General features: G+C 71.7%; 18 protein-coding genes and 1 pseudogene. 6 read left to right on the forward strand and 13 right to left on the reverse strand.

Going from position 1 to position 20,182, the window contains the following annotated elements:
• Positions 1–46: 46 nt before the first annotated feature.
• From ACZ58N_RS06205 to ACZ58N_RS06250, 10 genes and pseudogenes are all read right to left on the reverse strand, one after another.
• A complete protein-coding gene (locus ACZ58N_RS06205; protein ID WP_471156193.1) occupies positions 47–445 on the reverse strand; it encodes a cytidine deaminase in 399 nt (132 codons plus the stop codon).
• The gene (locus ACZ58N_RS06210) at positions 442–1,707 is read right to left on the reverse strand and encodes an ABC transporter permease (protein WP_471156195.1); all 1,266 of its coding nucleotides are present in this window, start codon (positions 1,705–1,707) and stop codon (positions 442–444) included. Before ACZ58N_RS06210 ends, ACZ58N_RS06205 begins: the two co-directional genes overlap by 4 nt.
• Complete coding sequence (locus ACZ58N_RS06215) at positions 1,704–2,819, reverse strand: ABC transporter permease (RefSeq protein WP_281205671.1); 1,116 nt, start codon at positions 2,817–2,819, stop codon at positions 1,704–1,706. Before ACZ58N_RS06215 ends, ACZ58N_RS06210 begins: the two co-directional genes overlap by 4 nt.
• Complete coding sequence (locus ACZ58N_RS06220) at positions 2,816–4,540, reverse strand: ABC transporter ATP-binding protein (RefSeq protein ID WP_471156576.1); 1,725 nt, start codon at positions 4,538–4,540, stop codon at positions 2,816–2,818. The genes ACZ58N_RS06215 and ACZ58N_RS06220 overlap by 4 nt, the downstream gene beginning before the upstream one ends.
• A gap of 204 nt (positions 4,541–4,744) precedes the next feature.
• A complete protein-coding gene (locus tag ACZ58N_RS06225; protein WP_471156199.1) occupies positions 4,745–5,809 on the reverse strand; it encodes a BMP family lipoprotein in 1,065 nt (354 codons plus the stop codon).
• Between the two features lie 352 nt (positions 5,810–6,161).
• On the reverse strand, positions 6,162–7,418 hold the full coding sequence (locus ACZ58N_RS06230; RefSeq protein WP_471156579.1) for an amidohydrolase: 1,257 nt from the start codon (positions 7,416–7,418) through the stop codon (positions 6,162–6,164).
• Positions 7,419–7,555: 137 nt separating this feature from the next.
• A complete protein-coding gene (locus tag ACZ58N_RS06235) occupies positions 7,556–8,746 on the reverse strand; it encodes a hypothetical protein (protein ID WP_471156581.1) in 1,191 nt (396 codons plus the stop codon).
• Entirely contained in the window at positions 8,743–9,654 is a 912-nt protein-coding gene (locus ACZ58N_RS06240; protein ID WP_471156584.1) for an N-acetylneuraminate synthase family protein, read from the reverse strand. The genes ACZ58N_RS06235 and ACZ58N_RS06240 overlap by 4 nt, the downstream gene beginning before the upstream one ends.
• A gap of 372 nt (positions 9,655–10,026) precedes the next feature.
• A pseudogene (locus ACZ58N_RS06245) lies at positions 10,027–10,452 on the reverse strand (acylneuraminate cytidylyltransferase family protein); the annotation flags it as partial.
• Entirely contained in the window at positions 10,449–11,837 is a 1,389-nt protein-coding gene (locus ACZ58N_RS06250; protein ID WP_471156201.1) for a DUF6716 putative glycosyltransferase, read from the reverse strand. The gene ACZ58N_RS06250 and the pseudogene ACZ58N_RS06245, both read right to left, overlap by 4 nt.
• A 155-nt stretch (positions 11,838–11,992) precedes the next feature.
• Between ACZ58N_RS06250 and ACZ58N_RS06255 the strand changes: the two genes are divergently transcribed.
• Positions 11,993–12,994 carry a glycosyltransferase family 2 protein gene (locus ACZ58N_RS06255; protein ID WP_471156202.1) on the forward strand — a complete coding sequence of 334 codons (1,002 nt, stop codon included), beginning with the start codon at positions 11,993–11,995 and terminating at the stop codon, positions 12,992–12,994.
• A complete protein-coding gene (locus ACZ58N_RS06260; protein WP_471156205.1) occupies positions 12,991–14,355 on the forward strand; it encodes a polysialyltransferase family glycosyltransferase in 1,365 nt (454 codons plus the stop codon). Before ACZ58N_RS06255 ends, ACZ58N_RS06260 begins: the two co-directional genes overlap by 4 nt.
• Before the next feature lie 22 nt (positions 14,356–14,377).
• On the opposite strand, the gene leuE is transcribed toward ACZ58N_RS06260, so the two are convergent.
• The gene (leuE, locus tag ACZ58N_RS06265) at positions 14,378–15,028 is read right to left on the reverse strand and encodes a leucine efflux protein LeuE (protein WP_471156207.1); all 651 of its coding nucleotides are present in this window, start codon (positions 15,026–15,028) and stop codon (positions 14,378–14,380) included.
• A gap of 231 nt (positions 15,029–15,259) precedes the next feature.
• Between leuE and ACZ58N_RS06270 the strand changes: the two genes are divergently transcribed.
• Positions 15,260–16,117, forward strand: a complete 858-nt coding sequence (locus ACZ58N_RS06270; RefSeq protein ID WP_471156209.1) for a L,D-transpeptidase family protein — start codon at positions 15,260–15,262, stop codon at positions 16,115–16,117.
• Between the two features lie 215 nt (positions 16,118–16,332).
• On the opposite strand, the gene ACZ58N_RS06275 is transcribed toward ACZ58N_RS06270, so the two are convergent.
• Positions 16,333–17,400: a hypothetical protein gene (locus tag ACZ58N_RS06275; protein WP_471156212.1), complete on the reverse strand. Its 1,068-nt coding sequence runs from the start codon at positions 17,398–17,400 to the stop codon at positions 16,333–16,335.
• Complete coding sequence (locus ACZ58N_RS06280) at positions 17,400–18,110, reverse strand: RNA polymerase sigma factor (protein WP_471156587.1); 711 nt, start codon at positions 18,108–18,110, stop codon at positions 17,400–17,402. The genes ACZ58N_RS06275 and ACZ58N_RS06280 overlap by 1 nt, the downstream gene beginning before the upstream one ends.
• Positions 18,111–18,518: 408 nt before the next feature.
• On the opposite strand from ACZ58N_RS06280, the gene ACZ58N_RS06285 reads away from it, so the two are divergent.
• From ACZ58N_RS06285 to ACZ58N_RS06295, 3 genes are all read left to right on the forward strand, one after another.
• Positions 18,519–19,145, forward strand: a complete 627-nt coding sequence (locus tag ACZ58N_RS06285) for a 2-oxo-4-hydroxy-4-carboxy-5-ureidoimidazoline decarboxylase (protein ID WP_471156214.1) — start codon at positions 18,519–18,521, stop codon at positions 19,143–19,145.
• A gap of 152 nt (positions 19,146–19,297) precedes the next feature.
• Complete coding sequence (gene sdhC / locus ACZ58N_RS06290) at positions 19,298–19,678, forward strand: succinate dehydrogenase, cytochrome b556 subunit (protein WP_385585528.1); 381 nt, start codon at positions 19,298–19,300, stop codon at positions 19,676–19,678.
• 5 nt (positions 19,679–19,683) lie between these two features.
• Positions 19,684–20,166: a succinate dehydrogenase hydrophobic membrane anchor subunit gene (locus ACZ58N_RS06295; RefSeq protein ID WP_389706361.1), complete on the forward strand. Its 483-nt coding sequence runs from the start codon at positions 19,684–19,686 to the stop codon at positions 20,164–20,166.
• Positions 20,167–20,182: the final 16 nt, after the last annotated feature.

The following is a 20,182-nucleotide window of genomic DNA, read 5'->3' on the forward strand; positions in this document are numbered from 1 at the left end:
ACCGACGGCCCTCCGCCCCGGCGGGGGCGGAGGGCCGTCGGCTCGGCTATCTCAGGTGGTCGGGCCCGAAGGCCTGCGGGAGCATCGCGCTCAGCGGCAGGATGCCGGCCGGCGTCTCCACGAGCAGCTCCGGCCCGCCGAACTCGAACAACAGTTGGCGACAGCGCCCGCACGGGACGAGGATCTCGCCCTTGCCGTCCACGCACGTGAAGTGCGTGAGCCGGCCGCCGCCCGTGGCGTGGAGCGAGGAGACCAGACCGCACTCGGCGCACAGACCGAGGCCGTAGCTGGCGTTCTCGACGTTGCAGCCGGTCACGACGCGGCCGTCGTCCACCAGGGCCGCGACGCCGACCGGGAAGCCCGAGTAGGGGGCGTAGGCCCGGGTCATCGCTTCCCGGGCGTAGGTCCGCAGGGCTTCCCAGTCCGCTGCCTGGGGCGGGGTCACTTGCCCTGACCCTTGCGGTACGGCATGCCGTCCGCCTTGGGCATGCGCAGGCGCTGCGCCGACAGGACGAGCACGAAGAGCGTCGTCAGGTACGGGGCGGCGTCGACGAACTGGCTGGGCACCTGGTCGGTGAAGGCGTACCAGAGGTACAGGAGCACGGCGAAGGCACCCGAGATGCCGGCCTGGACGTACTTCTTCTTGTACAGCTGCCAGACGAGCAGGAGCGTGAGCAGGATCGCGACCAGCAGCAGCATGGCGTGGACGTTCTCCGCGCCGCCGCGCAGCTTGAGGCTGTCGGTGAAGCCGAAGAGGCCCGCGCCCAGCGCCATGCCGCCCGGCATCCAGTTACCGAAGATCATCGCGGCGAGACCGATGTAACCGCGGCCGCCGGTCTGCCCCTCCTGGTAGATGGGGCTGGCGACGATCGACAGGAACGCGCCGCCGAGGCCGGCGAGGCCGCCCGAGACGATCACGGCGATGTACTTGTACTTGTAGACGTTGACGCCGAGCGACTCGGCGGCGACGGGGTTCTCACCGCAGGAGCGCAGCCGCAGGCCGAAGGTGGTGCGCCACAGCACCCACCAGGTGCCGGGGATCAGCAGCAGCGCGACGACGGTCAGCAGCGACAGCTCGGTGACCAGGCCGCCGATGACGCCGGCGAGGTCGGAGACGAAGAACCAGTGCTTGCCCTGGAGGTCCTTCATCCAGTCGGACAGCCCCGGCACCGTGATCTTGTAGATCTCCTCGACGCGCGGCGACTGCTTGGAGGAGCCGCCCTCCGCCTCGGCGAACGTGAAGTTCGACAGGTACTGGGTGAAGCCCAGCGCGAGGATGTTGATGGCCACACCGGAGACGATGTGGTTGACGTTGAAGGTGACCGTGATGATCGCGTGGAGCAGGCCGCCGATGGCGCCGCCGGCGATGCCGACGAGGACGCCGGTCCACGGGCCCCACTGGTAACCGGCCCAGGCACCGAACCAGGTGCCGAGGATCATCATGCCTTCGAGGCCGATGTTGACGACGCCCGCGCGCTCGGCCCACAGGCCGCCGAGGCCGGCGAGGCCGATCGGGACCGCGAGGGAGAGGGCGCCGGAGACCTGACCGACCGAGGTCAGGTCGTCGGCGCCGCTGATGAGGCGGACCAGGGAGACCAGCGCGAGCCCGCCCGCGATGATCAGCATGATCCAGGGCAGGGTGAGCTTCTTGCGGCCGCCCGGCTTCTTCGGGGCGGCGGATTTCGCGGAAACGGTGCTGGTGCTCACGCCGCGACCTCCTTGTCGGTCTTGATGGCGTGGCCCGCGGCCAGTTCCGCGCCGACCTTCTGCTGCTGGCGGCGGATTCCGTAGCGGCGGACGAGTTCGTACGAGACGACGACCGCGATCACGATCAGGCCCTTCATGATCGTGCCGATCTCCTTCGCGTATCCCTCGGTGTCGAGCGAGGCCGAGGCCTTGTCGATGAAGGCCATCAGGAACGCGGCGAAGAGGATGCCGACCGGGCTGTTGCGGCCGAGCAGCGCGATGGTGATGCCGGTGAAGCCGACGCCCACCGGGAAGGACAGGTTGTACGTGTGGGTCTCGCCCAGCAGCTGCGGCATGCCGGACAGGCCCGCGACCGCGCCCGAGATGAGCATCGAGGTGATGATCATCTTCTTGGCGTCCACACCGGAGGCCTGGGCGGCGGACTCGCTGGCGCCGGTGGCGCGCAGGTCGAAGCCGAAGCGGGTGCGGTTGAGGACGAACCAGTAGACGATGCCGAGCGCGAAGGCGACGAACGTGAAGCCGTAGACCTCCAGGCCGTCACCGATCGTCAGGGCCGGGAACCAACCGGACTGGGCGATGTCGCCGGTCGTCAGGTCGTTGGAGCCCTCGGGCTGGACGCCCAGGTTCGTCGGCAGGATCAGCCAGGCGATCAGGCTGGTCGCGATGGCGTTCAGCATGATCGTGGAGACGACCTCGCTGACGCCGCGCTTGGCCTTGAGCACGCCCGCGATGCCGGCCCAGAACGCACCGGTGAGCATGGCGACGACCACGATCAGCAGGATGTGCAGCGGACCGGGCAGCGCGACGGCGGTGCCGACCACGGCGGAGACCATCGCGGCGAGGCGGTACTGGCCGTCGACGCCGATGTTGAAGAGGTTCATCCGGAAGCCGATGGCCACGGCCAGGGCTGCCAGGTAGTACGTGCCGGCCTGGTTCAGGATCAGGACCTGGACGTCCTCGTAGCCGGCGTTCTCCACCATGAGGCGCAGCGGCTCGATCGGGTCGATGCCCGTCGCGGCCAGCACGATCACGGTCAGCAGGAAGGCGCTCACCAGGGCGAGCACGGGCCCGGCGAAGCCGAGGAGCAGCCGGTCCTTGTCGAATTTCTTCATCGGGCCTCGTCCTCCGGTGCAGCGGTACCCGCGTCGGTACCGGTGGCGGAGTGGTTGTCGGTGGCTTCCAGGTGCCCGGAGGCGGCGCCCGTCATGGCGGTGCCGAGCTCTTCCGGGGTGACGGTAGCGGGGTCGGCGTCCGCGACCAGGCGGCCGCGGTAGATCACGCGCAGGGTGTCGGACAGGCCGATCAGCTCGTCCAGGTCCGCGGAGATCAGCAGGACGGCGAGGCCCTCGCGTCGGGCCTCGCGGATCGCGTCCCAGATCTGCGCCTGCGCACCGACGTCCACGCCACGGGTGGGGTGGGCGGCGATGAGGAACTTCGGGTTGTGGCTCATCTCGCGGCCGACGATCAGCTTCTGCTGGTTGCCGCCGGAGAGCGAGGAGGCGGTGACGTCGATCCCGGGCGTGCGGACGTCGTACTCGCGCACGATCCGCTCGGTGTCCTTGCGGGCGGCCTTCGGGTCGAGGATGCCGTTCTTGGAGTTCGGCGCCTCGGTGACGTGGCCCAGGATGCGGTTCTCCCACAGCGGGGACTCCAGCAGCAGGCCGTGCCGGTGGCGGTCCTCGGGGATGTAACCGATCCCGCCCACGCGGCGCTTGCGCACCGTGTCCTTGGTGATGTCCCGGCCGTCCAGGGTGATGACGCCGTTGTCGGCGGTGCTCATGCCCATGAGCGACTCGATGAGCTCGGTCTGGCCGTTGCCCTCGACGCCGGCGATCCCGAGGATCTCGCCCTTGTGGATGGTGAAGCTGACGTCGTCCAGCAGGAGGCGTCCCACCGCGGTGTGCTCGCGCAGGGCGGAGTCCTCCGGGTCCGCGCCCGTCATGGTCTCCGGCTCGGCGGTGACGACGTCGCCCGCGGCGACGGTCAGGTTCGACACCGTCAGCATCGGGACGGTCGTCACGGTCGACTCGCGGGTCTCCGGCGAGGGCAGTTCCGCGCCGACCATCAGCTCGGCGAGCTGCTTGGTGGTGGCGGTCTTCGGGTCGGCGGTGCCGACCGTGGTGCCGCGCCGGATGACGGTGATGTCGTCGGCGACCTTCTTGACCTCGCCCAGCTTGTGCGAGATGAAGATGACCGTCAGGCCCTCGGACTTGAGCTCGCGCAGGTTGTCGAAGAGGGCGTCCACCTCCTGCGGCACGAGCACGGCGGTCGGCTCGTCGAGGATGAGGATCCGCGCGCCGCGGTAGAGGACCTTGAGGATCTCCACGCGCTGCCGGTCCGCGACGCCGAGGTCCTCGACGAGGGCGTCGGGGCGCACGCCGAGGCCGTAGGCCTTCGAGATCTCCAGGATCTTCTTGCGGGCCTTGGAGCCGATGCCGTAGAGCTTCTCGCCGCCGAGAACCACGTTCTCCAGGACGGTGAGGTTGTCGGCGAGCATGAAGTGCTGGTGCACCATGCCGATCCCGCGCGCGATGGCGTCGCCGGGGCTGGAGAAGGTGACCTGTTCCCCGTCGATCGCGATGGTTCCCTCGTCCGGCTTCTGCATGCCGTAGAGGATCTTCATCAGGGTCGACTTGCCGGCGCCGTTCTCGCCGATCAGGGCATGGACCGTGCCCTTGCGAACGGTGATCGCGATGTCTTTGTTGGCGACGACGCCGGGGAAACGCTTGGTGATGCCGTGCAGTTCTACGGCGGGGGGCGGGCTGGACGCGTTGATGACGCACTCTCCTTGGCGCGGAAGGAGCTGGAGGCAGGGGGGGACAGGGCGGTCGATCGGCCGAGCGGGTGGGCGGGAGCTGGACGGTATCGCGTCCCCGATGCCTCTACGCGCGTAGCACTGTCGAAAGTGAAAACTTGCGACCAACTGGCCACGAGTGAACACGGAACGTGTCCGACGCGGTGCGGGGCCCGGGAGCGGCAGAAACCGCTTCCCGAACCCCGAGCACCACAACGAGCTGTCGGACTGTCGGACGGAACCCTACGGGGTGGTCTTGACGGTGATCTTCTTGGCGATGATGTCGGCCTTGGCCTTGTCCACCGCGGAGATGACCTCGGTCATCTTCTTGTACTCCGGGTTGGAGTCGGCCAGGCCGACGCCGTCCTTGTCCAGGCCGTAGCGGATCTCACCGGTGGTCGGCTTGCCGTCCTTGACCGACTTGATCAGGTCGAAGACGGAGTCGGAGACGTCCTTCGTGACCGAGGTCAGGATGGCGTTCTTGTACTTCGACAGACCGGCCTGGTTGTACTGGTCGGAGTCGACGCCGATGGCCCACTTGCCCTTGGCCGAAGCGGCCTCGATGGCACCGGAGCCGGCGAGGCCCGCGGCCGCGTAGACCACGTCGGCGCCGCCGTCGATCTGGCCCTGCGCGGCGGCCTTGCCCAGGTCGGGCTTGGCGAAGCCGTCGAAGTTCGGCGGCTGGGTCAGGTAGGTGGAGAGCACCTTGGCGTTCGGGTTGGTGTCCTTGACGCCCTGCTCGAAGCCCGCCTGGAACTTCTTGATCAGCGGAACCTCGACGCCGCCGATGAAGCCGACCGTGCCGGTCTTCGAGACCTTGGCGGCGGCGACGCCGGCCAGGTAGGAGCCCTGCTCCTCGTTGAAGACCAGGTTGGCGACGTTCTTGTCCTGCACCGAGGTGTCGTCGATGATGCCGAACGTGGTGTTCGGGAACTTCGGGGCGACCTTCTTGATGGCCGGACCGTAGGCGAAACCGACGCCGATGACCGGGTTGTTGCCCTTGCGGGCCAGCTCGGTGAGGCGCTGGACCTTGTCGGCCTCGCCCTCGCCGTCCGTGGGCTCCGCCTCGGCGCCCTTGATCTTCAGTTCCTTCTCGGCCTTTTCGAGGCCCGCGAAGGCGGCGTCGTTGAACGACTGGTCGCCGCGGCCACCGATGTCGTACGCGATGGCGGCACTGGCCTCGGCGGAGCCGGAGCTCGACGAGGGGGAGGTGCTGTCCGAGGACTTCTTACCGCCACAGGCGGTGGCCGAGAGGGCCAGCGCCGCGGACGCGATGCCCACGGTGGCGATCCTGGTGATCCGGCGCAAGGGGAGGCTCCTTCAAAACCTGACCGAAGCGCCACGACCGGCGCTGGTTTCGCGGCGATCGTAACGCGCGTAGATGTCAGTTAAAGGCCCGTTCATGAGTCGTTATCGGATCGTCGCGAACCGGACAGTGACCGATCGGTAACTGAGTCGTGGCCCAGCCCTTGCGTACCAAGGGCTGGACACCTCCACCGGATCTCCGGCGGTTGTTGTAGGGACCTCCGTCGGTCATCGAGCCGGCCGGGGCCGACGGGCGATCGACGGCCCCGTCGAGCGGGTTCGGCGACCGCTCCGGAGCCCGGTCCTTCGACCGCTGCGGCGACCGGCCCTTCGCCGCTTCCTTTCGGCCGGCCGGCTAGCGGGTCGCGCCCGTGGCCGTCCCCGCGCGCAGGCCGTCGAGGAGGACGGCGGCGGTGAAGAACTCCACTCCGACACCGATCGCGGACTCGTCCACGTCGAAGTCGCCCCGGTGCAGGTCGCGCTTGGTGGTGTCGCCGGGCTTGCGGGTGCCGAGGCGGGCCATCGCGCCGGGGACGTGCTCCAGGTACCAGGAGAAGTCCTCGCCGCCCAGGCTCTGCTCGGTGTCCTCGACCGCGTCGGCGCCGCGGCGGACCGCCATGGCCTCGCGCAGCAGCTCGGTGACCACCGGGTCGTTGACCACCGGCGGCACCCCGCGGACGTGGTTGATCTCGAACTTGGCGCCGTGCATGGTCGCGACCTCGTCGATCGCCGCGTGGATCATGTCGGGGGCCTCGTGCCAGGCACCCAGGTCCAGGCAGCGAACGGTTCCGGACAGTTCGGCGTGCATCGGGATGACGTTGCAGGCGTGCCCGGCCTCGATCCGGCCCCAGGTGACCGACATGCCCGAGCGGGCGTCCATCCGGCGGGTGAGCAGCGCCGGGACGTCGACGGCCACGCGGGCGGCGGCCGTGACCAGGTCGGTGGTCAGGTGGGGGCGGGCGGTGTGGCCGCCGGCGCCGGAGAGGCTGACCTCCAGGCGGTCGCACGCCGAGGTGATCGGGCCGGGGCGCAGCCCGATCCGGCCCGCGTCGACGCGGGGGTCGCAGTGCACCGCGATGATCTTGCCGACGCCGTCCAGCACGCCGGACTCGATGGCGTCGCTCGCCCCGCCCGGCAGCACCTCCTCGGCGGGCTGGAACAGCAGCCGCACGGGCCGGGGCAGCAGACCCTGCCGATCGAGCTCGGCGAGCACCAGGCCGGCGCCGAGGACGACGGCGGTGTGGACGTCGTGGCCGCAGGCGTGCGCGCGGTCGGGAACGGTCGAGCGGTACGCGACGTGCGTCTTGGCATCGGGAATGGGCAGGGCGTCGATGTCCGCGCGCAGGGCCAACATGGGCCGTACGCCGTCCCACGTCCCCACGTCACAGATCAGTCCGGTGCCGGACTTCAGCACGCGGGGGCGCAGGCCGGCCTTCTCCAGCCGGGCCTTGATCGCGGCCGTGGTGCGGAACTCCTGGTGTCCTAGCTCGGGATGCATGTGCAAGTCCCGTCGGAAGGCGATCAGTTCGGCACGCAGGTGGTCCGGAAGTTTGCCGGGCAGCTCGGGCCGGTCGGGCGTGCCGGGCAGGGCGGTCTGGGACTCGCGGGACATCAACTGGTTCACCCGTTGAAGGGTAGGCCCACGAACGGGTCAACTGGCTGGAGATCACAAAAAGTTCATGCCGTCAGGGGAAAGAATCCCCGCCTCTGGACGCATGACCGGATGCGCCCGGGGGTAAACTCGCGCGCTCATCCGGCGGCGGGAGCGGCCTGCGCGGGCAGTCTGCGCACATCGCGGGCGGTGTCGGTGACCCCGGCGAGGAAGCCGCGGGCCCTGGGCGAGGCGGTCCCGGTGAGCCAGGCCGGATCGACGGCGCGGACGGCGACCGTCACCCCGGTACCGGCCAGGGCGTACGGCAGCGTGTGGACGACCGTGGACGGAAAGCTGACGACGGTCCGGGCGATCGGACCCCGCCGGGCGATCAGTTCCAGCGGCAGGTCCGGCCGTACGATCTCCAGCCCGGCCGCCTCGCTCAGCGCGCGCAGCTTCTCCGGGGACTCCCGGCGGTGCGCGAAGTAGCGGGTCACGCCGTGTTCGCGGGTCAGGGCGCGCACCGCCTCCAGGTAGCGGTCCGGGTCCACCACGCCGGTCTCCACCAGGGAGGTGCCGACCAGGTCGGTGCCCCTGGTCAGGCGCGGCGGCCCGAACCGGGAGCGGGTCCAGGCGAAGTCGTTGACCCGCAGGTCCATGCCGGGGAGGGCCTCGACGGGCATCGACGTGAACACCTCGACCCGGCGGTGCTTCCCCGGGGTCAGCCGGCGGCGGGCCGCGCCGGACACCGGGGCGTGGACGAGCTCGCGCGCCCGGGCTGCGGGGCCGCCACCGGCCCGGTGCCAGCGGCGCAGTCGTTCGCCCCGCCCCAGTTGGGCGACGAACTCCATGGTGGCGGTGCCGTCGTCCACGACGACGAGTTCGGTGGCCCGGGCCGGGGCCAGGAGGAGCTGTACGAAGCGGGAGAACGGGTCGCCCACGACGATCCGCTCGGCGCCGCGCACGGCGGCGGCGAGCGAGGCCAGGGCCTTCAGGGGGGCACCGGAGCCGCCGCGGGCCTCCTGCCAGTGGACGTCGTACCCCTCGTCGCGGGCGAGGGAGGCGACGCGGCGCAGCTGGCCCCGGGACATGGGGTCGGTGGGGGGCAGCACCACGATCCGCGGCGGGTCGGCGGCCGGGGTCGGGCCGGGGCGGCGGTCGCGCTGGGGCGGTACGCCGTCGAGCAGCGGGGCGGCGCCGGTCGGGCGCACGCCGGGGGCGGCGTCGTGGGCGTACGCCCACTCCAGCACGTTCAGGAGCTGGACGGGACTCTCGACGAAAGCCAGGGTGGGGGCTGAGCGGGACACCACGTACTCCTCGTCAGGGTGCGGGGTCGGAGCGGAGGTCAGACGGCTGCGGGGACCGGGGCCTGGACCCGGCGGAGCTTCTTCATCGGGGCGTGTTCGGAGTCGTAGACGCGCTTGACTCCGTCGCCGAGGGCGGTCTCGATGGTGCGGATGTCGCGGACGAGGCGGGTGAGGCCGCCGGGTTCGACGGAGGCGGCCTGGTCGGAGCCCCACATGGCCCGGTCGAGGGTGATGTGCCGTTCGACGAAGGTGGCGCCGAGGGCGACGGCGGCCAGGGTGGTCTGGAGGCCGGTCTCGTGGCCGGAGTAGCCGATGGGGACGTTCGGGTACTCCTCCTGGAGGGTGTTGATGACCCGCAGGTTGAGCTCCTCCGCCTTCGCCGGGTAGGTCGAAGTGGCATGGCAGAGCAGGATGTTGTCGCTGCCCAGTACCTCGACGGCGTGCCGGATCTGCTTCGGGGTGGACATGCCGGTCGACAGGACGACGGTGCGACCGGTGGCGCGCAGGGTGCGCAGCAGTTCGTCGTCGGTGAGGCAGGCGGAGGCCACCTTGTGGGCGGGGAGGTCGAACTTCTCCAGGAAGGCGACGGCCTCGGTGTCCCAGGGGGAGGCGAACCAGGCGATGCCGCGCTGGGCGCAGTGCGCGTCGATGGCGAGGTAGTCGGCCTCGCCGAACTCGACGCGGTGGCGGTAGTCGATGTACGTCATCCGGCCCCAGGGGGTGTCGCGTTCGATGTCCCACTGGTCGCGGGGGGTGCAGATCTCCGGGGTGCGCTTCTGGAACTTGACGGCGTCGCAGCCGGCTTCGGCGGCGGCGTCGACGAGGGCGAGGGCGGTGCCGAGGTCACCGTTGTGGTTGATGCCGATCTCGCCGACGACGTAGACGGGCCGGCCGGGGCCGGCGGTCCGCGAACCGAAGGCGCGGAGGCGGGAGTCGGGGGTGACGGTCATGGCGGGGGATGCCCTTCGTTCGGTGCGCGGGGTCCCGGCGGGCGCCGGGGGTGCGGGGAGCTCGGCCGCAGCCGTGGGAGTGGTGTCGAAGAGGGGGGCGAGGAGGCGGGCGCGGGCGAGGTCGTGGGGGTCGTCGATCTCCAGGACCCGCGCCGGGTCGGTGGTGACGGGGAGGATCCGCCCGAAGAAGCGGTGCCCGGCGGCGCGGAAGCCGGGCACGGACATCGCGTAGGCGGCGCCGGTCTCCAGCAGTTCCGCGGACCGGTCCTGACGGCGGGGCCGGTGCGCGGCGTCGTGGTTGACCCCCGTCCCCGAACCGTCGGGTCCGCGCCGCCAGAGGAACCCGTGGAACGGGGCCGCGGTCAGGGCCGAGTCGGCCGCCCCGGACGCGACGGCGGCGGCCACGGACTCGACGTCCGAGGGCGTCAGGAACGGGCTGGTGCACTGGACCAGGACGACGACGTCGACGGGGGCGGAGCGGCTCCCCTCCACGCCGTCCGCGTCGTTCGCCGTGTCGAAGGCGTCGAGGGCGTCGAGGGCGTGCAGGACCGCGGCCTCGCTGCTCGCGGTGTCCCCGGAGATCGCGGCCGGGCGGCGGATCACCCGGGCCCCGGCGGCGCGGGCGGCTTCGGCGACCGCGTCGGAGTCGGTGGAGACGGCGACGTCGGTGACGGTGGGCGCGGCCAGGCAGGCGCGGACGGCGCGGGTGACGAGCGGTACCCCGCCGACCGGGGCGGTGTTCTTCCCCGGCACCCCCTTGGAGCCGCCCCGGGCCGGGATCACCGCGAGGACCCTCACAGCTCCCCCAGCCTGCGGATGACGGGGGCGACGCGCTGGACGCCGTGCCGGTAGGTGCCGCGGGCGGTCTCGCGGAGTCGGGCCCGGACCCAGCGGCCCGGCCCGGACCCGGTGGACGCCTGTCGGGCGGCCCCGGGCAGCGGGGTCCCGTCGACGTCGAGGTGGTGGCGGGCCAGGATGCCGGGGAGGTACCCGGGCGCGGTGGCCGCGGTGTAGTAGGGGGCGACGGCGGGGAGCCGGTCGTGGGACAGCAGCTCGGCGAGGCGGGTCCGGGCGGCGGCGTGGGCGTCGGGGGCCCCGTCGGACGCGGGGACGGGACCGGGCGGGCCGGCGGTGACTCCCTGGGCGGCGAGCCAATGCGGGTCGGCCCGGGGCAGCAGGCCCTCGTCGAGGCGGTCCCACGAGGTCAGGCAGCCGGAGCCGAGGAAGTGGTGGTTGCCGAGCGCCTCACGGATCCCGAGGTCGGTCAGGACAGCGGTCGGGATGCCCCGGTGCAGGGACTCCAGGGCCGCGGTGGAGGACACCGTGACCAGCAGGTCGGCGCCGTCCAGGACCTCGCCCATGTTCCCGTGGACCGGGCGGCAGTTGGCCGGCAGCCCGCCGGGGAGCCGGTCGGCGAGGCGCTGGTACGGGTGCTCCTCCAGATGCGTGGTGTGCTCCCCCGGCCTGCTGCGCAGTTTGATCAGCACCTCGCGGTCCGGGTGGAGCCGGGCGTGCCCGGCGGCCCGCCGCAGGAGGTACGTACGGTCGGCGCGGGACTCGGGGACGGAGGGCTGCACGGCGAAGACGACGGTGTGGGCGCGGCTGCCCGCGGGGGCGTACGGGGCCCCGCCGAGGAAGGGCAGGGCGGTCTCGGTGACGGCGCCCGGATCGGCGCCGACGCCCTCGTACACGGCGCGGAAGCGGCCCGCGTCGTGGCGGGAGTTGGCGAGGACGAGGTCGGCGCCGTGGCGCAGCAGCAGTCCGTCGGCGAGCTTCTCGTAGACGACCCCGACGTACCCGGTGACGAGGACGGGGCGGGCGGCCGGGCCCGGCCACAGGGCGCGGGCCCCGTGCAGGACGGCCTGGACGGCGCCGCCGACGAGGGCGAGGACGACCACGTCGAACCGTTCGCGCCCGAGGACGTCGAGGAACTCCGCGCAGGTCACCTCCGTCGGCAGGCCGTCGACCGCGACGCCCACCTCGTCGAGTTGACGTGGTGTCGGGGTGGCCCGGCCGCGCAACAGGTAGCCGGTGACCCGGCGGTGTTCCGGGTCGGGGGCGAGACGGCGGGCCGTGAGCGCGCCCCATTTCCACCGCGTGTCGGAATCGGCGATGACGGCGATGCGGAGATCGGCTCGGCTGCTGCTGAATGGCACTGGCACCCGGCAGAAGCTATTCCGCATTTCCGGTGTTCGGCCCAACGAGCGCACAACGGTGGGTTAACAACCCGTCGACGAAATGCGAAAGCGCGCGGGTTAACGCGCCCGCCGCTCTTCGTTCACGTGGAATCCGCGTACGAGCCACGGCGAATGACGCACCGCCCCCTAAGGTCTCACAGGTGCCCAAGCTCTCTGTCGTCGTGCCGTTCTACAACGTGCAGACATACGCACCGGATGCCCTGAAGAGTCTCGAACTGAACGCCCGTGAGGATTTCGAATTCCTGCTGGTCGACGACCGCTCCACGGACGGGACACCCGAGCTGCTGGAACGGGCCGCCACCGCGCTGCCCGGGGCGGTGCACCTGAGACGGGACCGCAACGGCGGGCTGGCCGCGGCGCGCAACACCGGCCTCGACGCGGCCCGCGGGGAGTACGTGACGTTCCTGGACGGCGACGACTGGCTGGAACCGGGGCACCTCGCCCGTACGTTGGCCGCCATCGAGGCCCTGGGCTGCGACTTCGTCCGGACCGACCACGTGCAGGTCACCGGCCGGACCCGGAGCGTGCAGCGTGTTCCGTACGGGCCGCAGGGCGTGCCGGCCGATCCGCGCGCGGCGATCCTGCCGGTCTCACGGGCCACCGGGGTGGACTACGCGTACGCCTGGGCCGGGATGTACCACCGGCGGCTGTTGGACCGGGGGTTGCTGCACTTCACGGACGGGTTGCGGACGGCCGAGGACCGGCCGTGGATCTGGCGGCTGCACCGGGAGGCGCGCTCCTTCGCCGCGGTCGGAATGCCCGGGATCTTCTACCGGCGCGGCATTTCCACGTCCTTGACGCAGATCGGTGACGAACGGCAGCTCGATTTCATCCGCGCATTCGATCAGGTCCTCGCGGACACCGCCACCGATCCGGAATGCGACCTCTTGATCCACAAAGCGGTTCGAACGTATTGCGCGATCATCGCGCACCATATCGGGTCGATCGAAAAATTCGAACCGGCCGTGGCCGGAAAACTCAGGGCCATGAGCGCGGACGCGCTCGACCGCATGCCCGGGCCGGTGCTGGACCGGGCGCTCGACTCGATGGACGCGGAACGTTCGGCCCTCCTGCGCAGACTGCGCCGCCGCGCCTCCGTACGCCCCGGGCGCACCGCCCGGACCGCGGGAGCCGCCGCGTGAACGGCACCGGCGTGACCCAGGTGTTCCTCGCCTCGACCCTCTACGGGACGGCCACGCTCGCCGCCGCCCTGGACTCCGGCGCCCTGCCCCCGGCCGCCCGCCGGATCCTGCTGACCAGCAACCACTCCCCCACCCCCGAGATCAGCCCGGGCCTGCCCGCCCGGCCCGGCTTCGCCGCGCTGCGCACCCGCTTCGACGAGGTGCTCGACTGGAACGCCGTCATCGCCCCGCAGCACCCCGGCACCTGGGCCCCGCGGCCCGAGGACGTCCCGATGTGGGAGCGGCAGTTGCGCGCCCTGTGGGGGCTCGGCGAGGACCGGGTCGAGCTGATCGTCGAGTCCCTCCAGGTGCCGCCCGCGCAGAGCCTGTGCCGGCTCTTCCCGGGCGCCGCGGTCGAGGTCTACGCGGACGGGCTGATGTCCTACGGACCGACCCGCTTCCGGCTCGACCCGCAGATCGGGATGCGGGTGCGGCGCGTCCTGCACCTGGACCTCGTACCCGGTCTGGAACCGCTGCTGCTGACCGAGTTCGGGGTACCGGCGGAGGTGGTCCCGACGCCGGCCGTCCTCAAGGTGCTGGCGGAGCTGGCGGAGGAACCGGGCCCGCCGCCGCCCGGACCGGCCGCCGCCGAGGACGGCGGGGGCCCCGCGCTGCTGCTGGGCCAGTACCTCTCCGCGCTGGAACTGCTGTCCCCCGCCGAGGAGGAGGAACTGCACGCGGAAATGGTGCGGGGAGCCTTCGCCCGGGGCCACCGGGACCTGGTCTTCAAACCGCATCCCAGCGCCCCCGCGGCCTACTCCCGGCGGGCGGAGGCGGAGGCCGCGCGCCTCGGGGCGCGCCTGACGGTGCCGGACGCCCCGGTGCTGGCCGAGACCCTGTACCAACGGCTGCGCCCGGCACTGGTGGTGGGGTGCTTCTCGACGGGGCTGCTGACCGCCCGGGCGCTGTACGGGATCCCGGTGGCCCGCACCGGGACGGAGGCGGTGCTGGCCCGCCTGAGCCCGTACCAGAACAGCAACCGGATCCCGCTGACGCTGGTGGACGCGCTGGTGCCGGACCTGGCGGCCGGGTCGACGGCTCCCGCGGCGGCCCCCGCCGATCTCGCCGGGCTCGTCGCCGCGGTCGGGTTCACCATGCAGCCGAAGGTGCTGGCGGAGCGGCGCGCGGACGCCGAGCGCTACCTGGCCCGGCGCCTGGACGACACCACCCGGCGGTACTTCGGGCGCCGCCGGCTGACCGCGCTCGGTCTGCCGGGAGGGATCCCCGCCCGGCTGGCCTTCCTGCCCCGCAGTCCGGCCGTGCGCCGGGTGGCGCACCGCCTGCGGCGCCGGTTCGGGGCGCCGGCCGGGGGCCGTTCGTAGCCGGGGTGCCCGAGGCGCCCGGTCAGCTGGTGGCGAGCTTGGCGGCGAAGCCGAGGAAGAGCACGCCCGCCGCCGAGGTCGCCCCGGCCGAGAGGCGCTTGCGGCGGCGGAAGGCGGCCGACAGCCGGGTCCCGGTGAAGATCAGGGTCGACAGGTAGAGGAGGCTCACCAGCTGCGACACCACGCCCAGCAGCAGGAACGACAGCGCCGGGTACGCGTAGCCGGGGTCCACGAACTGCACGAAGAACGACAGCAGGAACAGGATCGCCTTGGGGTTGACCAGACTGACCACCAGCGCCCGCCGGTAGGGCCGCTCGGCGATGCCCGCCGGCGCCTCGCCGGACAGCAACTCCTCCTGGTGGACCTTGCGGTCCTTCCACATCCCCCACGCGGCCCGCATCATCCCGACGGCCAGCCAGCCCAGGTATCCGGCGCCGAGGAACTTGACGACGGTGAACACCAGCGGGCTCGCCTGGAGCAGCGCGCCCGCGCCGGCCGCGGTCAGCACCATGAGGACGGTGTCCCCGGTGAACACCCCGGAGGCCGCCTTGTAGCCCTCCTTCACCCCGCTGCGCGCGGCGACGGACAGCACGTAGAGCGAGTTCGGCCCCGGCAGCAGAACGATCAGCACCAGGCCGGCGAGGTACGTAGGAAGGTCTGTGACACCCAGCATGGGCAGGAGTGTCGCACAGGTACGCACCTGTACCGCCAGTGGGTTTCACGGGTTGGTACGAGGCCCCGTGAGGGCCGTCGGGGCGCCGCCGCGCCGACGGGTGCGGAGGCTGGTACAACCGTCCCTCGACGGCCTCTGGTCACAATGGCGCAACATCCGGGAACCCTCCGCAACTCTCCGCGCCCCCGAAGCATCACTTGCATACACAGACGTTGAAATCGGGGGACCGCGATGTACCGCCAGAAAGTCATGATCCGCACGCTCGGCCTGGCCGCGTCGGTCGTGCTCGCCGCGACCGCTTGCAGCCCGCAGGGCTCCGCACCGGCCGCACCGGGCTCGTCCACGTCGGGCCCGGCGGCCTCCCCGTCCGGGCCGGACAACAAGCCGGGCGGCGGCGGGTCCTCGCCGGCTCCGGGCACGTCCGCCTCGGCCGGGCAGCCCTCGGCGCAGGGCGGCGCGAAGCCGATCATGGCGAACGGCGACGAGAGCGACCGGATCCGCGAACTCCAGGCCAGGCTGCGGCAGCTCAAGCTGGTGTCGGTGGCCCCCACCGGCTTCTACGGGTCGAAGACCACGGCCGCCGTCAAGACGTTCCAGTCGAACAACGGGCTCCCCGCGACGGGCGCGGTCGACGAGGCCACCTGGCAGAAGGTCCAGAGCCTCAGCAAGCCGCCGACCGAGCAGGAGCTGCGCCCGCCGACCAGCAACGAGCCGGCCGCCCCGGACCCGCGCTGCATGGAGGGCCGGGTCATGTGCATCAGCAAGGAGAGCCGCACCCTCGTCTGGATGGTCGACGGCAAGGCGGTCTCGTCGATGGACGTGCGCTTCGGGTCGGAGAACACCCCGACCCGCGAGGGCCTGTTCAAGGTGGACCGCAAGGAGCGGACGTGGAAGTCGACGCTCTACCACACGGACATGCCGTACTCGATGTTCTTCAGCCACGGCCAGGCCGTGCACTTCTCGCAGGACTTCGCGAACCGCGGCTACAGCGGTGGCTCCCACGGCTGCGTGAACGTCCGGGACATGGCCAGGCTGTCGGCCCTGTTCGACCAGGTGCAGGTGGGCGACAAGGTCGTCGTCTACTGGTGATCGACGCCCGGTGATCCACCGGGCGGAAGTTGAGGGCGCGGGCAGGGCCGGGGGAACGTGCCCCGCCCGCGCCGGTTGCGCAGAGCCCAGGGGTACGGGGGGAACCCCGGCTCATGCGCGGCCGATGACCAGTCGGCTCGTTATGTACTGCGCCGGCGGTTCGAAAAGTGTTACTGGGGGGTGTGCCGAGCCGTTCCCGGCGGCGCCCCGGCGGTTCAGCGGCGGTGGCGGGAGCCGAGCGAGACGCCCGGAGCCGGGGTCGGGGTCGGGGCCGGAACCTTCAGGACCTCGCCGCCCACCCCGTCCCAGCCGCCCTGCGGGAGACCGTCACGGGGACCGTCCAGCACGAACTCGCAGTACCGGGGGATCTTCGCGAGGGCCCCGGCGAGCTTGCTGAGGCGCGAACGCCGGTCGTCGTTCATCCGGCCCGCGCGGTAGTCCTCGCACAGATCGGCGGCCCGCGCCTGCCTGTCACGGTCGCGGTCCTTGCCGCTGCCGCCGCCGCTGCCGTCCGCCTTGTCCGTCCGGTCGTTGAACAGTTCCCGGCCACCGTCGGCCGTCTCGTTCGCGCCCGATCCGGTACTGGTGCTCATGCCGGTGCCCGCCCCGCCGGTGGGGAAGTGGGATCCGGATCCGCTGCCCGAGGTGGTGCCGGGAGTCGTACGGCTGTCCGTGCCCGGCATCCGCGAGGTGCCCGGGGAGGTGGCGAAGCCGTCGCCGCCGCGCTGCGGGCTGGTGGGGTCCGGGCGCGGGATGAGCGGGGCCGGGCCGTCGCTCGCCCCGCCGGCCGGGCCGTCCGTGTCGGCGCTGACCGAGACGGCCGGGGCGGGGGCCGCGGTGTGTCCGGCCTCACGGTCCAGCAGGCCACTGCTCGCGACGGCCGCGATCCCACCGACGGCGACGCCCGCCAGGGCCGCCGCGAGGCCGAAGCGGACCGGGGCGCTCGCCCGCCGCTGCGCCGGGATCCGTACGGTCGCCGCCGGGGTGAGGGAGACCAGCTGTTCGTGGGCGGCGGGTTCGTGGGCGGCCGGCGCGGCCGTGGGGCGCCGCGGGGCCGGGGCCGTGCCGCGCGCCGCGCGGAAGGCGGCCAGGGCGGCTTCCTCGCCGGGCAGTTCCCGGTCGGGCCGCGGGGTCACGCCAAGGGACTCCAGGGCGGCGCGCAGCCGGGCCTCCCCGGCACGGTCCCGCGGATCGGCGCCCGGTCCGGCCGGGTCGGCGGGTTCTCCGCGCAGCAACCTGTCCGCCGCGGCTGCGTCCAGCCACCCGTTGTGCTCGTCGGCCATCACATGTCCTTCTGCGTCCGCCAACGTGAATGCGTCACACCGGTTTGTTCTACGAGGCCCCCGGCGCGGCCGCGTTGCGCCGGTACGGCGTCCAGATCGCGCTCCCGTGCCTGGTCATCGGCATTATGGCCGACGCAGGGGCCGGGTTCCGCTTCGTTTTCGGCACTGCCCAGCAGTTCCGCGAGTCTCTTCAGCCCCCGGTGTGCGGCGGTGCGGACCGCGCCGGGCCGCTTCCCCAGGGTCTCGGCGGCGCTCTTCGCGTCGAGGCCGACCACCACGCGCAGCACGACGGCCTCGGCCTGGTCCTGCGGGAGCTGGGCTATCAACGCCATGGTGCTGCCGGTGGACAGGGCCTCCATGGCGGCGCCCGCGGTGTCGCTGTCGGCGGCGTGGCCGGTGAGTTCGCTGTCGTCGCCGCCGATGGCGGGCCGGCGACCGCGCATCCGGATGTGGTCGAGGGCCCGGTTGCGGGCGATGCGGGCGGCCCAGCCGCGGAAGCGGTCGGCGTCACCGGTGAAGGAGTCGAGGTCGCGGGCGATCTGCAGCCAGGCCTCGGAGGTGACGTCCTCCGCGTCGCCGTCGCCGACGAGCGTGCGTACGTATCCGAGCAGGCGCGGGTGCACGGCGCGGTACACAGTCCGGAACGCGTTCTCGTCGCCGTCCTGTGCCGCGAGCACCGCGGCGGTCAGCTCCGCGTCGTCCCCCAGCAAAGTCCCCAACCCGTTCACTGTCCTGTACGTGTGGCGCAAATCCGCACGTTACGGCTTTCAAGCACCTCTCGTCCACGAGTTGTACAACCTGCAACCAACCCTGCGCGGAGCGGGGTGTGACACAAAACGCACTCGCGGCGCTGACAGGGGTACGGGCTTGTCGCACGAGTCCGTATCGGATGGCGACCGGGGCCTCTCCTGTGGGGGGTGGCGGCCTCGGTCGTCCTCCTCTTCGCACATCCTCCCGCGCAGCCTGCCACGCACCGGCCCGATCCGGCCACGGGGCATCGCGGGACATCACCGGACACCGGCGGACGGCCGGGCCGGCGCGACACAACTCATCCTTTCGGCTCACTTCCGGGTGAAATCCCCTCACGGGTACGACACTCCCCGCCCGAGGTGACTAGCGTGGCGGTACACCCCCGCCACGCCCCGAGGAGACCTCCGCTGTCCAGCCACCTTCCGGCACAGGTCCGCGGCACGGCCTCCGGCTCCGGGCCGGCGCGGTTCAACGCGCTGGCCCCCGAAGCCGCCCAGGCGGCCCTGCTGCACTGCTGCGGCAGTCGCCGCTGGGCGCACCGGGTGGCCACCCACCGCCCCTACCCGGACACCGCCTCGCTGCTCGCCGCCGCGGAGGAGGCCTCGTACGACATGTCGCAGGCCGACCTGACCGAGGCGCTCGCCGCGGAGACCTCGGCCGAGCTCGGGCACGGGGCCCCGTACGCGGCGATGCTGGCCCTGGACGCGGCCCGCGCCGAGTACGAGCGCACCTTCCGACACGCCTTCGTCATCTGCCTGGACGGCCACCCGCCGGAGGAGCAGGTGGACCAGCTGCTCGCCGCGATCCGTCGGAGAATGGCTCACGAGATCGACGAGGAACGCTCGATCTCGGCCGAGGAACTGCGCCTCGTCGCCCGCGGCCGGCTCGTCCGCCTGTTGGACAGGTTGCCCTCACTGCCGGAGGGCGCGACCGGGGCGGCCCCCGACGGTGGACCATATGAGGCCGATTTCGGGCTATTCGCCCCTGTGGGATAGTCCGTCCGTGCCTGTTTGATCACACCGATGGCCCCCGCGCAAGGGAACCGACAAAGCGTCGCTACGATGTCCGGGGCCGGAGGACCGTACCCGGCCGGGCCCGACCGACAAAGAAGCCGGCTGGCCCCCGCCCCGCTTCCGGAGGGTTTTCCGTGCCGGCTGGAACGTTGTACCGCGGCCGGGAAGGAATGTGGTCCTGGGTGGCTCATCGAGTCACCGGCGTCCTCATCTTCTTCTTCCTGTTCGTACACGTCCTCGACACCGCTCTCGTCCGCGTCTCCCCCGAGGCGTACGACGATGTCGTGGCTACCTACAAGACTCCGATCGTCGCGCTGCTGGAGTACGGCCTCGTCGCCGCAATCCTGTTCCACGCGCTCAACGGTCTCCGTGTCATCGCTGTGGACTTCTGGTCCCAGGGCCCCCGTCACCAGAAGAAGATGCTCTGGACCGTCGTGGGCATCTGGGTCGTACTGATGGTCGGGGCGCTGTACCCCGTCCTCGGCCACGCCTACCTCGAACTGTTCGGGAAGTGACACGCATGTCTTCTGACACTTCTTTCGAAAAGGGCATCGGCGACGTCGAGGGCGTGTCCCTCTACGACGTCGACAACCCGGCGCCGTACATCGAGGCCCCGCGCAAGCGGACCGGCAAGACCCCGCGCTCGACGCGGGGGAACTTCGAGATGGTCGCGTGGCTCTTCATGCGCCTCTCGGGCATCGTCCTGGTCGTGCTCGTCATCGGCCACCTGCTCATCCAGCTGGTGCTGGACGGCGGCGTCTCCAAGATCGGCTTCGCCTTCGTGGCGGGCCGCTGGGCGTCACCGTTCTGGCAGATCTGGGATCTGCTGATGCTGTGGCTGGCCATGCTGCACGGCGCCAACGGTCTGCGTACCGTCATCAACGACTACGCGGAGCGCGCCAACACGCGGCTGTGGCTGAAGGGCCTGCTCTACGCCGCCACGGTGTTCACCATCCTTCTGGGCACGCTGGTGATCTTCACCTTCGACCCGAACATCCGCTAGGCAACGGGGCTGAGGC

The sequence above is a fragment of the Streptomyces sp. NPDC040432 genome, assembly GCF_055595445.1.

What these genes read in the sequence shown, in the direction of transcription:
- ACZ58N_RS06215 (WP_281205671.1), bottom strand. Translation starts at nt 2,819, where the DNA reads ATGAAGAAATTCGACAAGGACCGGCTGCTCCTCGGCTTCGCCGGGCCC.
- ACZ58N_RS06230 (WP_471156579.1), bottom strand. Translation starts at nt 7,418, where the DNA reads ATGTCCCGCGAGTCCCAGACCGCCCTGCCCGGCACGCCCGACCGGCCC.
- ACZ58N_RS06240 (WP_471156584.1), bottom strand. Translation starts at nt 9,654, where the DNA reads ATGACCGTCACCCCCGACTCCCGCCTCCGCGCCTTCGGTTCGCGGACC.
- ACZ58N_RS06250 (WP_471156201.1), bottom strand. Translation starts at nt 11,837, where the DNA reads ATGCGGAATAGCTTCTGCCGGGTGCCAGTGCCATTCAGCAGCAGCCGA.
- leuE (WP_471156207.1), bottom strand. Translation starts at nt 15,028, where the DNA reads ATGCTGGGTGTCACAGACCTTCCTACGTACCTCGCCGGCCTGGTGCTG.
- ACZ58N_RS06270 (WP_471156209.1), top strand. Translation starts at nt 15,260, where the DNA reads ATGTACCGCCAGAAAGTCATGATCCGCACGCTCGGCCTGGCCGCGTCG.
- ACZ58N_RS06275 (WP_471156212.1), bottom strand. Translation starts at nt 17,400, where the DNA reads ATGGCCGACGAGCACAACGGGTGGCTGGACGCAGCCGCGGCGGACAGG.
- ACZ58N_RS06295 (WP_389706361.1), top strand. Translation starts at nt 19,684, where the DNA reads ATGTCTTCTGACACTTCTTTCGAAAAGGGCATCGGCGACGTCGAGGGC.